At 37.8% G+C, this 14477-nt stretch carries 13 protein-coding genes; 9 read left to right on the top strand and 4 right to left on the bottom strand.

The features are described from left to right. Positions 1-3 precede the first annotated feature (3 nt). From EA772_RS09415 to EA772_RS09400, 4 genes are all read left to right on the top strand, one after another. Positions 4-1041: a bifunctional riboflavin kinase/FAD synthetase gene (locus EA772_RS09415; RefSeq protein ID WP_116169476.1), complete on the top strand. Its 1038-nt coding sequence runs from the start codon at positions 4-6 to the stop codon at positions 1039-1041. Positions 1042-1089: 48 nt separating this feature from the next. Next, positions 1090-1440, top strand: a complete 351-nt coding sequence (locus EA772_RS09410; protein WP_124912692.1) for a hypothetical protein — start codon at positions 1090-1092, stop codon at positions 1438-1440. A gap of 89 nt (positions 1441-1529) precedes the next feature. Then, positions 1530-3743, top strand: a complete 2214-nt coding sequence (locus EA772_RS09405; protein WP_010600310.1) for a cation:proton antiporter — start codon at positions 1530-1532, stop codon at positions 3741-3743. 72 nt (positions 3744-3815) lie between these two features. After that, positions 3816-4850, top strand: coding sequence for a DUF2157 domain-containing protein (locus EA772_RS09400; RefSeq protein ID WP_124912690.1), 1035 nt, complete (start codon positions 3816-3818; stop codon positions 4848-4850). A gap of 426 nt (positions 4851-5276) precedes the next feature. Here EA772_RS09400 and EA772_RS09395 read toward each other — a convergent pair whose 3' ends face one another. Both EA772_RS09395 and uvrA read right to left on the bottom strand, forming a co-directional pair. Then, the gene (locus EA772_RS09395; RefSeq protein ID WP_010600312.1) at positions 5277-5930 is read right to left on the bottom strand and encodes a LysE family transporter; all 654 of its coding nucleotides are present in this window, start codon (positions 5928-5930) and stop codon (positions 5277-5279) included. Positions 5931-5938: 8 nt separating this feature from the next. Continuing rightward, positions 5939-8752, bottom strand: a complete 2814-nt coding sequence (uvrA, locus tag EA772_RS09390) for an excinuclease ABC subunit UvrA (RefSeq protein ID WP_124912688.1) — start codon at positions 8750-8752, stop codon at positions 5939-5941. A 261-nt stretch (positions 8753-9013) separates the two neighbouring features. On the opposite strand from uvrA, the gene EA772_RS09385 reads away from it, so the two are divergent. The 5 genes from EA772_RS09385 (at position 9014) to recA (ending at position 13140) form a co-directional block, all read left to right on the top strand. After that, positions 9014-9598 (top strand): RNA polymerase sigma factor, encoded by a 585-nt coding sequence (locus tag EA772_RS09385; protein WP_116169471.1) that lies wholly within the window; start codon positions 9014-9016, stop codon positions 9596-9598. Between the two features lie 88 nt (positions 9599-9686). Next, on the top strand, positions 9687-9881 hold the full coding sequence (locus tag EA772_RS09380) for a hypothetical protein (protein WP_124912686.1): 195 nt from the start codon (positions 9687-9689) through the stop codon (positions 9879-9881). A 215-nt stretch (positions 9882-10096) separates the two neighbouring features. Next, entirely contained in the window at positions 10097-11284 is a 1188-nt protein-coding gene (locus EA772_RS09375; RefSeq protein WP_010600315.1) for an MFS transporter, read from the top strand. Between the two features lie 43 nt (positions 11285-11327). Next, positions 11328-11993 (top strand): endonuclease III, encoded by a 666-nt coding sequence (gene nth, locus EA772_RS09370; protein WP_029204163.1) that lies wholly within the window; start codon positions 11328-11330, stop codon positions 11991-11993. Positions 11994-12126: 133 nt separating this feature from the next. Beyond that, positions 12127-13140: a recombinase RecA gene (gene recA / locus EA772_RS09365; protein ID WP_010600317.1), complete on the top strand. Its 1014-nt coding sequence runs from the start codon at positions 12127-12129 to the stop codon at positions 13138-13140. 74 nt (positions 13141-13214) lie between these two features. Here recA and EA772_RS09360 read toward each other — a convergent pair whose 3' ends face one another. Together EA772_RS09360 and tsaD are read right to left on the bottom strand one after the other, a co-directional pair. Beyond that, positions 13215-13412: a hypothetical protein gene (locus EA772_RS09360; RefSeq protein WP_010600318.1), complete on the bottom strand. Its 198-nt coding sequence runs from the start codon at positions 13410-13412 to the stop codon at positions 13215-13217. A gap of 54 nt (positions 13413-13466) precedes the next feature. Then, entirely contained in the window at positions 13467-14468 is a 1002-nt protein-coding gene (tsaD, locus tag EA772_RS09355; RefSeq protein WP_124912684.1) for a tRNA (adenosine(37)-N6)-threonylcarbamoyltransferase complex transferase subunit TsaD, read from the bottom strand. Between the last annotated feature and the right edge of the window lie 9 nt (positions 14469-14477).

Below are 14477 nucleotides of genomic sequence, written 5' to 3'. Positions count from 1 at the left end.
CCCTTGAAAATATATCAAAACCTTTCAGAATTTCAAAGATTAGACAATGCTGTGGTAACCATTGGCACTTTTGATGGCGTACATTTTGGCCATCAAAAAATCATCAGGCAACTGGTAGCAAAAGCTAAAGCTGATCATGGCGAAAGTGTCATTTTAACATTCTTTCCGCATCCGAGAATGATTATTGATCCTGAAAACCAGGATCTGAAATTGATTAACACCATTAATGAGAAAGCAGCGATTTTGAAAGAACTCGGTGTAGATCATTTAATTATTACCCCATTTACGAGGGATTTCTCTAATCAAACGCCGGAAGAATATATACAACATACATTGGTTGAAAATATCGGCACCAAACATATCATCATCGGTTATGATCATCGCTTCGGCAAAGACAGAACGGGAAACCTGACTGATTTGAAAGCCGCCGGGGTCCATTTTGGTTTTACGGTAGAAGAAATCATGGAACAAGATATTCATGATGTGGCAGTAAGTTCAACTAAAATCCGTCAGGCACTTTTGGCAGGCGATGTTAGTTTAGCTGCTGACTATCTTGGCTACCCCTTTTCGATATTCGGCCGGGTAATTAAGGGTGATAAAATTGGTCGTACAATTGGTTTTCCAACTGCTAACCTTTTTGTTGAAGAAACCTACAAGCTTATTCCGGGCGACGGAATTTATGCCGTAACGGTTGAAATGAGTTTAGAAAGTGAAAAGCTAAAAGGTGAAAGTGAAAAGTCAAAACTTCAAAGTGGAGATACCGACATAAAACGTACGGCTTCAACCCTAAGCCTTCAACCTTCAACATTCAGAGGCATGGCTTACATCGGGCAACGCCCAACCATTAACGGAATGACCAGGAATATTGAGGTAAATATTTTTGATTTCGACCAGGAGATTTATGGACAAGATATTAAGATGAACTTTTTGAAATTTTTGCGCCACGATGTAAAGTTCACCGGTTTGGAAGCACTCACCTTACAATTACAAAAAGATAAAGAGGCTACACTTGCATTCTTTGCATCACAAGATAGCAATTAATCAAAATTCCCGTCCAATAAAAGCCTCAAAATCGTTATATTAGCGGCAATGAGGCTTTTTTACACCATCATATTTATCTGTTCAAGTTATTGTTTTGCCAGTGCTTTGCCACATGCAAAACATCATGACAATCAGTTTAAAAAAGCCAAATTGAGTTTTCTTTCTGATAAAAAGCTATTTAAGCTCAATGCAGATTCAGCCATGGAAAATGAAACCCTGGAGAAAGATTTGATCAATAATATTACCCCAAAAATTGCACTCGCTTTCTTATTGCTGATGGGTATTGTGGTCAACTTTTTCAAAAGCCACTTGTTAACCTGCAAAATAATTCTCAGAAAATTAAAATACAGCTACTGGTGTTTATTAAAAATGCTGTACCCTAAACATGTTTTTTGGTAAATAAATTGATTTGCTCACAGCAATGTGGATATTAAAATTCAAACCTAAGAAGCGTTTGAAAAATTATTTTAATCATTACCATTTTATCAATGCATTTACCCGATTTAATTGCCGATTTAGGATTAATTCTTGCCGCCGCAGGAATCACAACCCTCATTTTTAAAAAAATAAAACAGCCTTTAGTTTTGGGCTACATCCTGGCGGGCCTTTTGGTTGGCCCACATCTTGATTTTTTTCCATCTGTAACCGATACCAAAAGCATCAATATTTGGGGAGAAATCGGCGTAATCTTTCTTTTATTCAGTTTGGGATTAGAATTTAGTTTTAAAAAACTGGTAAAAGTTGGGGGCTCCGCCTCCATTACCGCAGTAGTTGAAGTTGTTTTCATGTTGTTAATTGGCTTTGCCGCTGGTAAATTAATGGGTTGGAAAACCATGGACAGCATATTTCTAGGTGGAATTCTTTCGGTTTCATCTACTACAATTATCATCAGGGCTTTTGAAGAACTCGGCGTTAAACATAAAAAGTTTGCAGGTTTGGTTTTTGGTGTGTTGATCGTAGAAGATTTAGTGGCGATTTTACTACTCGTTTTACTTTCGACGCTGGCTGTAAGTCAGCAGTTTGAGGGCGGCGAAATGCTGATCTCGATACTAAAACTTGCTTTTTTCCTTGTGCTTTGGTTTTTAGGTGGAATATTCTTGATTCCAAGTTTTTTAAAGGCAACCAGAAAGTTAATGAACGATGAAACCATGCTGGTAGTTTCCCTTGCTCTTTGTTTAATTATGGTTTTATTAGCCGTGAAAGTTGGTTTTTCTCCAGCTTTAGGTGCTTTTATCATGGGTTCAATCCTGGCAGAAACTACTCAGGCAGAAAAAATAGAGCACCTCACAAAATCCGTTAAAGATTTATTTGCGGCAGTTTTCTTCGTATCGGTTGGAATGCTCATTGATCCAAAAATTTTAGTCGATTACGCTTTGCCCATTGTTGTGGTAACCCTTGCTACCATACTTGGAAAATTTCTGAGTTCAAGCCTTGGGGCACTCCTTTCCGGTCAACCCTTAAAAACAGCTGTACAATCTGGAATGAGTTTAGCACAAATCGGAGAGTTTTCATTCATCATCGCTACATTAGGATTAACCTTAAAGGTTACCAGTGATTTTTTATATCCAATAGCAGTAGCGGCCTCAGCCATTACTACTTTTACCACGCCATATCTCATTAAACATTCCGAGTCGTTTTACAATTTCTTAAACAGGATTTTACCCAAAAAATGGCTGGATGGCATAGCAAGATACAGCTCAAGCACAGCCGGAATTACCACCTTGAGCGACTGGAAAATTCTGTTAAGAAGTTATGCTTTCAATACCATTATTCACTCTGTAATTATTATTGCTGTCATTTTTCTGGCGTCCAGATACCTGCAGCCGTTTATAGCAAAAAATGTTGTTAACGGTATTCAATCTACCATTATCAGTTTAATCGCCTCATTTACCTTAATGGCGCCATTTTTATGGGCATTATCCATTAGAAGAATACAGAAAACAGCCTATTCTCATCTATGGCTAAACAAAAAATTTACCCGCGGGCCGCTAATTGCCATTGAGGTTTTCAGGATTGCTCTTGGTATATTTTTCGTTGGTTTTTTGATGTACGAATTTTTCGATACCTGGATCGCCGCAGGAATTGCATTGGCATTGATTGTGTTGGTGATGGTTATTTTTTCCAGAAAATTACAGGCCTTTTATAACAAATTGGAGAAACGCTTTATGCTCAATTTAAATGCGAGGGAAAACCAGAAACCTGACATTTTACCTTGGGATACGCATTTAACAGAGATTAGGGTATCTCCTGAATCGGATGTAGTTGGGAAGACGCTTGCGGAGCTAATGATTAGAGAAAAACACGGCGTGAACATCGCCCTGATCGAACGTGGTAGAATTAATATTCCTACCCCGGGAAGAGATGAACGGCTTTACCCAAATGATAATCTGCTTTTAATTGGAGCAGATGATCAACTCGCTTCAGTAAAGGCATTACTGGAAGTTGATACCCCTGAAACAGAACAGGAAAAAAGTTTCCCTGATAAAGAAATGACGCTGCAGAAAGTTGTGATCAATACCGAATCGCCCGTTTATGGATTAAGTATCAGAAACGCAGGTATTCGCGAGAAAGCTCAGGCTCTAATTGTAGGCATCGAACGTGGCACCGAGAGAATTTTAAATCCCTCTTCTGAGTTTGTTTTCGACAATGGAGATGTAATCTGGATTGTTGGAAATAACAAAAAGATCAAAGATGTCATTTAATCAGCTAGTTGTCTTGCTACCTGATACCAATATCTTGATACTAATTTTATATCTTCGTGTATAACCTAACCTATGAAAGTTGACAGAGAAAAGAGTGAGTTTCTTGATGAAGTAATTGAACAATGGCAAAACGATGGCCTTATTACTGAAGAAACAGGCAACAAACTCCGCAAAAGTTACGAAGCCAAAAATTTTGATTGGCTTCGGCTGGCACAATATGCTTTCTGGGTAGCACTGGCTTGCGGCTTTATCGCCCTGGGCTCGCTTCTAATAGATAATTCGATATTGAATTACCTGAAACGGGTTTACAATACGCCGAATATTGTAATTGCAATTGTTTCCGGAGGTTTAGCCGCCTGGCTGTATATTCTCGGCTTTAGGAGAAAGAAAAAACTGTCACATTTAAAATTCAGCAATGAGACAATTGTTTTTTCGGCCATTTTGCTCACCGCCAATGCAATTGCTTATTTCGGCAAAGCATTAGATAATGGTTCAGGCAATTTCTCTATTCTTATTTTAATTTCGGTTTTTATTTACGGTGGTTTGGGTTACATTTTCCGTTCCAGATTAATTTGGATATTTGCTTTAATCTCATTGGGAGCCTGGTTTGGAACAGAAACAGGCTATTTAAGCCGCTGGAATTATTACTTCTTAGGCATGAATTATCCGCTTCGTTTTGTGGTATTTGGTGCAACCTTAACCGCAGCGTCTTTTATTATGAAAGCGCTGCCTAAAACGCAACATTTCTTTCAGGTTACTTATATCGCCGGAATGGTTTATCTGTTCATTTCACTTTGGGCTTTATCTGTTTTCGGCAACTTTGCCAGCTTAGAAGAATGGTACTCCGTAAGACAGTTAAGCCTTTTTTACTGGGCACTAATTTCGGCAGCGGTTTGTGTGGCCAGCACACTGTTTGGCTTAAAATACCATGATGACATTGCCCGGGAATTCGGCATAACTTTCTTATTTATTAACCTCTACACCCGCTATTTCGAATACTTTTGGGATAGCTGGCACAAAGCAATATTCTTTTCGGTACTGGCCGCATCATTCTGGCTAATTGGCAGAAAGGCTGAAAAAATCTGGAATGTAGAGTTTTTGAAATAACAGATAAATATCAAAGCTAAGGTGTTAGAACCAGGGTTATATCCATCAAGCTCAACACCAACCAAAAATAATTTGTAGCGCAAAAGCAGTAGCAATGAGGTTGCGGCAGTCCCGCCAATGCTGCAATCTTTTGGTTAAAGTTTGCCTGCATTTGAATAATGTCCAACCAAAAGTATTTCCGCTTATGTCGGGGCTATTTAACTCAATGTAGTATCCCTTCGGTTGGTTTTTATGCACAAACCATTGTACCTAAACCCGACATAAACGAGCATCCCGAATTTTTCGGGATAAAGTGTTTGGCGGGACTGAAAGCCCCCTTGCAACCAAACTTTCATTTCCAAATGATAGATTGATAACTAAAGAAGATTCAGAAACAAGTTCAAAATCACTATCTCTTTTCGTTTTTGAGCAGGATCAAATTGTAAATTATAACAGAATCACCAGTTGCTTAACCACTAGGTAAGCTGCCAAAACATATAAAAATATAGCGATTGATTTGTTGATGATTAGACTGCTTAAGGCGAACTTTTCCTGAATGAATGTTGCAAAATGAGCGTAAAGATATAGCGCTCCAGCCGAACCAAAACCTGACCCTAAAGCAAAAATAACGAGTGATAAATAGTCCGTTTCAATCCACTCGTGCAGGATAACGTAGTTGCCAAAAAATAGCCAAAAAGGAATTTGAACAGGATTTAATACGCCAAGTATCAATCCATATAATACGCTCCCACTACGTTTATCTTCCTTTTTACTGCTTGTTTTCGGCGCTTTTTTACGGTTTACCCAGGTAATGGTCCCCATCGTAATAAACATCAGGATCATAAAACAGTCCACCAATGTTCCCAATCTGACTTCACTAACCGCTTCATTAGGATTTATATCGCTCATCGCCCAACGGGCAAAACGCATCATACCGAAAGTAAAAAATACTTCAACGCAGGAGAACGACAGAATAAAGTACCAAACCTGGCGCATACCTTTATTAATGGCAAGCTGCGCCACAGTTAGATTAATATTGCCTGGAGGGATATAGCCCATGGCATTGAGAACGATGCCTATTAAAAAGGTTAGAAAAAGCATTGCCGAAATTATGGATTTAAATTTAAATGCGATGCTAAATATTTTCCGGTATAGGAGGTTTTCTCTTTAACCAAATCTTCCGGAATACCTTCAAAAACTAACTGGCCACCACCATCGCCACCTTCCGGACCAATGTCAATAACCCAATCGGCACATTTAATCATGTCCATATTGTGCTCAATTACTAAAATGGTATTTCCTTGTTCAATCAAGGTATTGAGTGCTTTCAAAAGCTTTTTTATGTCGTGAAAATGCAATCCGGTAGTTGGTTCATCAAAAATGAACAATGTTTTACTTGCATTATTTCCTTTGATTAAGAACGAAGCAAGTTTAATACGTTGTGCCTCTCCGCCCGATAAGGTGTTGGATGATTGCCCTAAATGCACATATCCTAATCCAACATCAACCAAAGGGTTTAACTTATTTAGAATTTTCTGATCATCTTTAAAGAACTCTACAGCCTCATCAATGGTCATATCAAGAATTTCAGAAACGTTTTTCTCTTTGTAAGTTACATCCAGCACTTGTTGTTTGAAACGCTTTCCACCACAGGCTTCACAAGGAAGATAAATATCGGCCATAAACTGCATTTCAATCTTCACTTCTCCCTCTCCCTGGCAAACATCACATCGGCCACCCTCTACATTAAAAGAAAAAGCAGCAGGTTTTAAGCCGGCCGCTTTCGCCGAAGCCAGTCCAGAAAACAAAGCACGAATGTCATCCCAGGCTTTTACGTAGGTCACCGGGTTTGATCTGCTCGAGCGGCCAATTGGGTTCTGATCAACCAATTCTACAGCACTGATTAAATCATAATTGCCAAAAATTCCATCATAAGCACCGGTTTGTTCTCCGGCATAATTGCCAATGGCTTTTTGTAGAGCAGGATATAGAATTTTCTTGACTAAACTTGTTTTACCTGAACCCGAAACACCACTTACAGCTGTAAACACACCCAGCGGAAATTTTACATCAACATTCTGAAGATTATTTTCACGGGCACCTTTAATCAGAATATGATCTTTCCACTTACGGCGTTTTTCCGGGATGGCAATTTGTTCCACACCAGATAGGTATCGGCCTGTTAAACTTTTTTTATCCTTTAAAATTTCTTCATAATTACCGCTGAAAACTAAATTTCCACCATGTGTACCTGCTTCAGGACCAATGTCTATAATGTGATCGGCAGCACGCATCATCTCTTCTTCGTGTTCAACCACTAAAACAGTATTGCCAACATTCCTTAACGAAATCAATACCTCGATCAGCTTATTGGTATCACGTGGATGCAATCCAATACTGGGTTCATCCAATACATAAATAGAACCAACCAAACTACTTCCCAAAGATGTTGCGAGGTTAATTCTTTGCGATTCGCCCCCGGATAAAGTATTCGACAGACGGTTTAATGTTAAATAACCTAAACCAACATTGTTTAAGTAGAGAAAACGATTATCAATTTCTGCGAGTAAACGTTTAGCTACTTTTGTATCAGTAGCATTTAATTTTAAATCATTAAAAAAAGTTAAAGCTTTTGACAATGGCATCAATACCACATCAATGATTGATTTTTCTGCAATTTTTACATACGAAGCGTCTTTACGTAACCGAGAACCTTTGCATTCCGGGCAAGTTGTTTTACCACGGTAGCGTGATAACATCACTCGGTATTGAATTTTATAAGTTTGTTCTTCCAGTTCTTTGAAAAAAGCATCCAATCCGGCGAAATATTTATTGCCCGTCCAAAGTAGTTGCTGCTCTTTTTCAGTTAGCTGACTGAATGGGCGGTGAATTGGAAAATCAAATTTTGATGAAGCTTTAATAAAGTTTTGCAACCAAACATTCATCTTCTCTCCTCTCCATGGCGCAATCGCATTATCAAAAACACTTTTGCTCTTATCAGGAATAACCAAATCTTCGTCAATACCAATTACATTTCCATAACCCTCGCATCTTTTACAGGCACCGTATGGATTATTGAAAGAGAAAAAATTAGGTGTTGGCTCTTCAAACTTAATTCCATCGAGCTCAAAGCGATCACTGAAATGTTTGGTTTTACCTTCCGCTTCCACATAACAATCACCTTTGCCTTCGAAAAATGCAGTTTGTGCCGAATCAGCCAATCTGCTCAAAGTTTCCTCCTCCTGGTTGGTTACAATCCGGTCAATTAAAATCTGTACAGTTTTATCGTCGGTTAATTCTGCATCTTTAAAATCAGCATCATCCAAAACAGATTCTATTTTTAAAATCTTGTTTTCAATCAATACCCTAAGGAAACCTTTTTGCAACAAAATGGCTAGTTCCTCTTTTATTGTGCGGTTATTGTGCGGATATAAAGGGCAAAAAATCGTTACTGTTGTATCTTCAGGCAGGCCATTTACATAATCTACCACCGAGCTTACCGAGTCTTTCTTCACTTCTTTTCCCGAAACTGGGGAAATGGTTTTTCCAATTCGCGAAAAAAGTAGTTTTAGATAATCATAAATTTCAGTTGATGTACCAACTGTTGAACGTGGATTGGAAGTAATTACTTTCTGTTCGATGGCAATAGCCGGCGCAATTCCTTTAATATAATCTACATCCGGTTTATTCATCCGCCCCATAAACTGGCGGGCATATGATGATAAACTTTCTACATATCGGCGTTGCCCTTCTGCATATAAAGTATCAAAAGCGAGAGAAGATTTGCCCGAACCCGACATGCCCGTAACCACCACCAGTTTATTTTTAGGAATGGCAACATCAATGTTTTTTAGGTTGTGCACACGAGCACCTTTTATAATTATATTTCTATGCGGATCTTTTTCGGCTTCTTTTTTGCTCATGTATGATTAAGATTTTAAAACATAACCCAATAAGTAAACATTGGGTTTTTAAAACATACAAAAATAGGGTACTGAGACGGTTAATTTATTTTTTAACATTTTATTTTTTGTTTTTTGATAAAAAAATAACTTTCTTTGGATATTAACAACCTCAGAACCAAACTAACACAATCTAAAAAAGCATAGGAGAGACGCTATAGAAATTAAACATCTACAAATTAATTTTTAGCAAACAGTACGGGATTTAGTGTAGGTAAACCTATGAATTTACAATCATACAATGATCAGGACCTGGTAAAGTTATACATTACCGGGAACGAGAATGGATTGCAAGAACTTTTAAGAAGACATAAAAGTAAAATTTATACTTCTATCTACTTATTGGTGAAAGACCAATATTTGGCAGAGGATATTTTTCAAGACGCTTTCATAAAAGTAATTAACACATTGCGATCAGGGCGATATAACGAGGAAGGCAAGTTCTTACCTTGGGTAATGCGTATTGCACATAATTTAGTAATTGATTACTTCAGAAAGGAAAAAAGAACGCCAATTATTACGAGTTCTGACGGAATGGATGTATTCAATATGCTACACTTTTATGATGAGAGTGCAGAAGAAAAAATGCTACGCGATCAGACACATAAAGATTTAAAGGAAATGATCCATTTATTACCTGATGAACAGAAAGAAGTGCTTTTAATGCGTCATTATGCAGACTTAAGTTTTAAGGAAATTGCTGATTTAACTGATGTGAGCATCAATACAGCATTGGGCCGAATGCGCTATGCGCTAAGCAACCTTCGTAAAATGCTTAAAACAAAAGAGATGACCTACAAGGGGTAATAAAAAAGTTACACAAAATGTTTTAGGGATTGAAATAAAGCATCTGAACAATCGTTAAGTTTATAAAACTTATCACATTTAGTTGCTTATGACAAAAACCTCTACATCAAAAAACAATGTAAATTTACCTACCCACAGTATGTTTCAGCCTAAAACTGATATTGAATCTGACGCCGAAATCGACTTATTTTATGACCAAATTAAAAGTAGGTTAGATGGCCTCGCTAAAAATCCTCAAGATGAAACCATCAATAAGATTTTAGCATACAGCAGATCAAAGTAAATTCTACACGAGCCAAAAAGCTGCCTCAAAATGAGGCAGCTTTTTTTTTTGCAAAAATGTAAGCAGATTTTAGAAATAAAACTTCTCTAAAAATACTATACCTCATTCCCATTTTCTAATTCCTATTTTCTCTCAACCTTTCAAATATCTTTTTACATTCCCGTAACGCAAAAACAGCTACCTTTACATAGTGTAATTTTAACACTAAGCAATATATGAATAAGAACTTACTACCACTTACCCTTGGTGGCTTAGGCATTGGAATAACTGAATTTGTGATGATGGGTTTACTTCCAGATATCGCAAAAGATTTGAGCGTGACCATTCCCCAAGCCGGATATTTAATTTCTGCATATGCAATGGGTGTAGTAATTGGCGCTCCCTTGTTAATTATGATTGCAGGTAAGTATCCGCCAAAAAAAATATTAATTGCACTGATGGTGATGTTTACAGCTTTTAATGCTTTCTCTGCTTTCGCACCAACCTTTAATACATTATTTATTGCCAGATTATTATCAGGATTGCCTCATGGTGCATTTTTTGGTGTCGGCTCGGTAGTGGCGAGCAGAATCGCTGAAAAGGGCAAGGCTGCACAGGCTGTTTCACTCATGTTTATGGGTTTAACCATTGCGAACATTCTCGGCGTTCCACTTGGAACATTTATCGGTCATAATTTTTCCTGGCGAATTTCTTTTGCCGTAGTTGTTTTTGTGGGATTAGTTACGCTGTTAAGTTTAAAACTCTGGCTGCCTGCATTAGAAGCCACTAAAAACCGTGATTTAAAATCAGAACTCAGTTTCTTTAAAAAGAGAGAAGCATGGATGATAATCCTCATGATTTCCATTGGAACCGGAGGTTTATTTACTTGGTATAGCTACATCGCCCCTTTGATGACTGACGTTGCCGGTTTCTCTGCTGGTGCGGTTACCTACATATTAATGCTTGCTGGTGTTGGAATGTTAGTTGGCAATTACATTGGTGGAATTTTGGCTGACAAATTTTCTCCGGCAAAAGCCTCGGCAGCGTTACTGTTAGCCATGGTAGTCACGTTAACAATTGTTCACTTCGTATCGTTTAGTCAACCGCTTGCTTTAATTATGACATTTATTACCGGAGCAGTTTCATTTGCTCTGGCAGCACCAATACAAATGCTAATGATCCAATCGGCAAAAGGATCAGAAATGCTGGCTGCATCTGCCAGTCAGGCAAGTTTTAATATCGGAAATGCCTTGGGTGCATTTTTCGGTGGTTTGCCGTTGGTTTACGGCTTCGATTATACTTCACCAGCATATGTTGGTGCCGCAATGGCTTTGATTGGTGCATTTTTCGCCATCTGGCTGATTAGAAGCACAACAACCAAAGGAGTTCCTGTAGCTAAAGAAAAATATGTAGTGATGCACTAAAAGCCTGGCGCAAAACGAAGAGATCAATTTTCTATATTTGCTCATGCTTAAAAAAGAACGTTATAAACTTTTTGTAGAACATTTTTCGGCAAAACAACCTGATGCGGAAACCGAATTGCATTACCACAACCCCTATCAGCTTTTAGTTGCTGTTATTCTTTCTGCTCAGTGTACTGACAAGCGAGTAAATATGGTTACGCCGGCGCTTTTTCAACGATTTCCTAATGCCAAAAGTCTTTCAGAGGCAACTCCAGATATTGTTTTTGATTACATCAAAAGTATCAGCTACCCAAATAATAAGGCAAAACATCTTGTTGGTATGGCTAATATTCTGATTAATGAATTTAATGATGTTGTTCCTTCAGGTATTGATGACTTGCAAAAAATGCCGGGTGTCGGGCGTAAAACCGCTAATGTTATTGCATCTGTAATTTATAATGCACCGGCAATGGCCGTAGACACACACGTTTTTCGGGTGGCCAATCGCCTCGGACTTACAAATGGCAAAACGCCCTTAGCCGTCGAGAAAGATTTGGTTAAAAACCTACCGGAACATGATATTCACATTGCTCACCATTGGTTGATTTTACACGGGCGTTATGTATGCGTAGCCCGAAGCCCAAAATGTGATGTTTGCGAAATTACTTACATGTGCCGGTATTTTGAGCGTTCAACCGCAAGAAATGAGCGGGATAAGCACCAAGCCTAAATTATTTTTAAAATACTATTGACATTAGCCAGAAAATTTTTATCTTAGCTAAATATTTTAGTAAAACAATTATCAACAATCAAGTTTATTAGCCGACAATTCAGTTATATTTACCGCAACAAATCAAATAAAAATGGCAAGCGCAAATCCAGATAAATTAAAAGCATTACAGCTTACATTAGATAAGTTAGAAAAATCTTATGGTAAGGGTACAATCATGAAACTTGGCGATACTGCTATTGAACCTATCGATTTTATTTCTACAGGATCAATTAGTTTAGATATTGCATTGGGTATTGGTGGTATTCCTAAAGGTAGGGTTATCGAAATTTATGGTCCTGAATCATCGGGTAAAACAACTTTGGCTACCCACATTATAGCTGAGGCGCAGAAAAAAGGTGGCATTGCTGCATTTATTGATGCGGAACATGCATTTGACCAGTTCTATGCAAAAAAATTAGGCGTTGATACAGACAATCTTTTGATCTCTCAACCAGACAACGGTGAGCAAGCTTTAGAAATTGCTGATAACCTGATTCGTTCTGGCGCTATTGATGTGATTGTGATTGACTCTGTTGCAGCATTGGTTCCTAAAAGTGAAATCGAAGGCGAAATGGGTGATAGCAAAATGGGTTTACATGCCCGTTTGATGAGTCAGGCTTTACGTAAATTAACAGGAACAATTTCTAAAACAGGATGTTGCTGTATTTTTATTAACCAGTTGCGTGATAAAATCGGTGTAATGTTCGGAAACCCTGAAACAACTACCGGAGGTAATGCATTGAAATTTTATGCATCTGTACGTTTAGATATTCGTCGTATTTCACAAATTAAAGATTCTGATGAGGTTTCTGGTAACCGTGTGAAAGTAAAAATTGTTAAAAATAAGGTAGCTCCTCCATTCCGTATTGCTGAGTTTGATGTGATGTTTGGAGAAGGTATTTCTAAAAATGGTGAAATTATCGATTTAGGCGTTGATTTTGGAATTATCAAAAAGGCAGGTTCATGGTTCTCTTATGGCGATACCAAACTTGGTCAGGGAAGAGATGCTGTGAAACAACTGTTAAGCGATAACCCGGAGTTAGCCGAAGAGCTTGAAACGAAAATTAAGGCAGAAGTTACTGGTGAGCAGTTAGCTGAAAAATAATTGCCAAAATTAATTTATAAAAAAACGCCTGACCAGATTTGATCAGGCGTTTTTTATTTTAGCCGTAATTCTAACTAACCCTGGCTAAATATAGCGTTGAAATCTTTAGTAATATACACAATAACTAAAAGTGCAGCAATTACCAACGCACCCAAAATAATAACTCCCCAACTTCCGTTAAGTTTATTCTTATCCTTTCTAATCAGATAATATAAGAGTCCGATCAATGGTATTGCACAAACAATCCAAAATATTAATGATGCTCCAGTCATGAAAAAAGTTAAAGTTAAAAGTTTAAGGTTAAAAGTTAGAGGTTAAAGTATCTGCTAAAATTCCATTCTCGCTTTGGGCGAAACTTCCTGCCCCACAAAATCCTTTGTTAAAAATTTCTGATAACCTGCAATGGCGATCATCCCCGCGTTGTCAGTACAATATTCAAATGCAGGAATATAAACCTTCCAGCCCAAATCGTTAGCAGTTTGCTGTAGGCTATCTCTAAGCCCAGAATTTGCAGATACGCCACCTGCTATTGCAATTTCATTAATATTAAATTGCTTTGCAGCTTTCTTAACTTTATTTAGTAAAATCTGAACAATGCTATGTTGTACAGAAGCACAAATATCATCTAAATTTTCGGCAATGAAGTTAGGGTTCTCTTTTTCTTGTTTTCTGATGAAATATAAAATAGATGTTTTAAAACCACTAAAGCTGAAATTCAAATCAGCAATTTGTGGCTCAGCAAATTTGTAAGCAAGCGGATTCCCATTTTTTGCATGTTTATCAATTAATGGGCCACCTGGATAGGGAAGCTGAAGGATTTTTGCCGTTTTGTCAAAAGCCTCTCCTGCTGCATCATCCAAGGTTTCACCAACAATTTCCATATCAAAATAATCCTTCACCAAAACAATTTGAGTATGTCCGCCTGAAACGGTTAAACACAGAAATGGAAAATTTGGTTTAGGATCATCAATAAAATGCGCTAAAATATGCGCATGCATGTGATTGACAGAAATTAAAGGTATATTTAATGCCAGTGCAAACGATTTTGCAAAGGAAACCCCTACTAGTAAAGAGCCTAAAAGCCCTGGGCCCTGAGTGAAAGCAACGGCACTTATGTCCTGTTTTGTAACCTGTGCATTTTTCAGCGCCTGCTCAATAGTAGGAACAATATTTTGTTGATGTACTCTGGATGCCAATTCAGGGATTACACCACCATAATTTTCATGAATTGTTTGGTTTGCAATAACATTGGCCGTAATTTTGCCGTTGTTACATATGGCGACTGAAGTATCATCGCAAGAAGATTCGATAGCAAGTATAACAGACAATTTATTTAA

The sequence above is a fragment of the Pedobacter sp. G11 genome (assembly GCF_003860265.1).
GTDB lineage: Bacteria > Bacteroidota > Bacteroidia > Sphingobacteriales > Sphingobacteriaceae > Pedobacter > Pedobacter agri.
The sequence above is the reverse complement of the archived record's forward strand: the minus strand, read 5'-3'. Positions and strand labels throughout refer to the sequence as shown.

Bases quoted from the DNA above. Each gene is read 5' to 3' on its own strand.
- recA (WP_010600317.1), top strand. From the start codon at position 12,127: ATGGCAAGCGCAAATCCAGATAAATTAAAAGCATTACAGCTTACATTA.
- EA772_RS09395 (WP_010600312.1), bottom strand. From the start codon at position 5,930: ATGCTTTTTCTAACCTTTTTAATAGGCATCGTTCTCAATGCCATGGGC.
- EA772_RS09400 (WP_124912690.1), top strand. From the start codon at position 3,816: ATGAAAGTTGACAGAGAAAAGAGTGAGTTTCTTGATGAAGTAATTGAA.
- EA772_RS09385 (WP_116169471.1), top strand. From the start codon at position 9,014: ATGAATTTACAATCATACAATGATCAGGACCTGGTAAAGTTATACATT.
- EA772_RS09380 (WP_124912686.1), top strand. From the start codon at position 9,687: ATGACAAAAACCTCTACATCAAAAAACAATGTAAATTTACCTACCCAC.
- uvrA (WP_124912688.1), bottom strand. From the start codon at position 8,752: ATGAGCAAAAAAGAAGCCGAAAAAGATCCGCATAGAAATATAATTATA.
- EA772_RS09410 (WP_124912692.1), top strand. From the start codon at position 1,090: ATGAGGCTTTTTTACACCATCATATTTATCTGTTCAAGTTATTGTTTT.
- nth (WP_029204163.1), top strand. From the start codon at position 11,328: ATGCTTAAAAAAGAACGTTATAAACTTTTTGTAGAACATTTTTCGGCA.
- EA772_RS09375 (WP_010600315.1), top strand. From the start codon at position 10,097: ATGAATAAGAACTTACTACCACTTACCCTTGGTGGCTTAGGCATTGGA.
- EA772_RS09360 (WP_010600318.1), bottom strand. From the start codon at position 13,412: ATGACTGGAGCATCATTAATATTTTGGATTGTTTGTGCAATACCATTG.
- EA772_RS09405 (WP_010600310.1), top strand. From the start codon at position 1,530: ATGCATTTACCCGATTTAATTGCCGATTTAGGATTAATTCTTGCCGCC.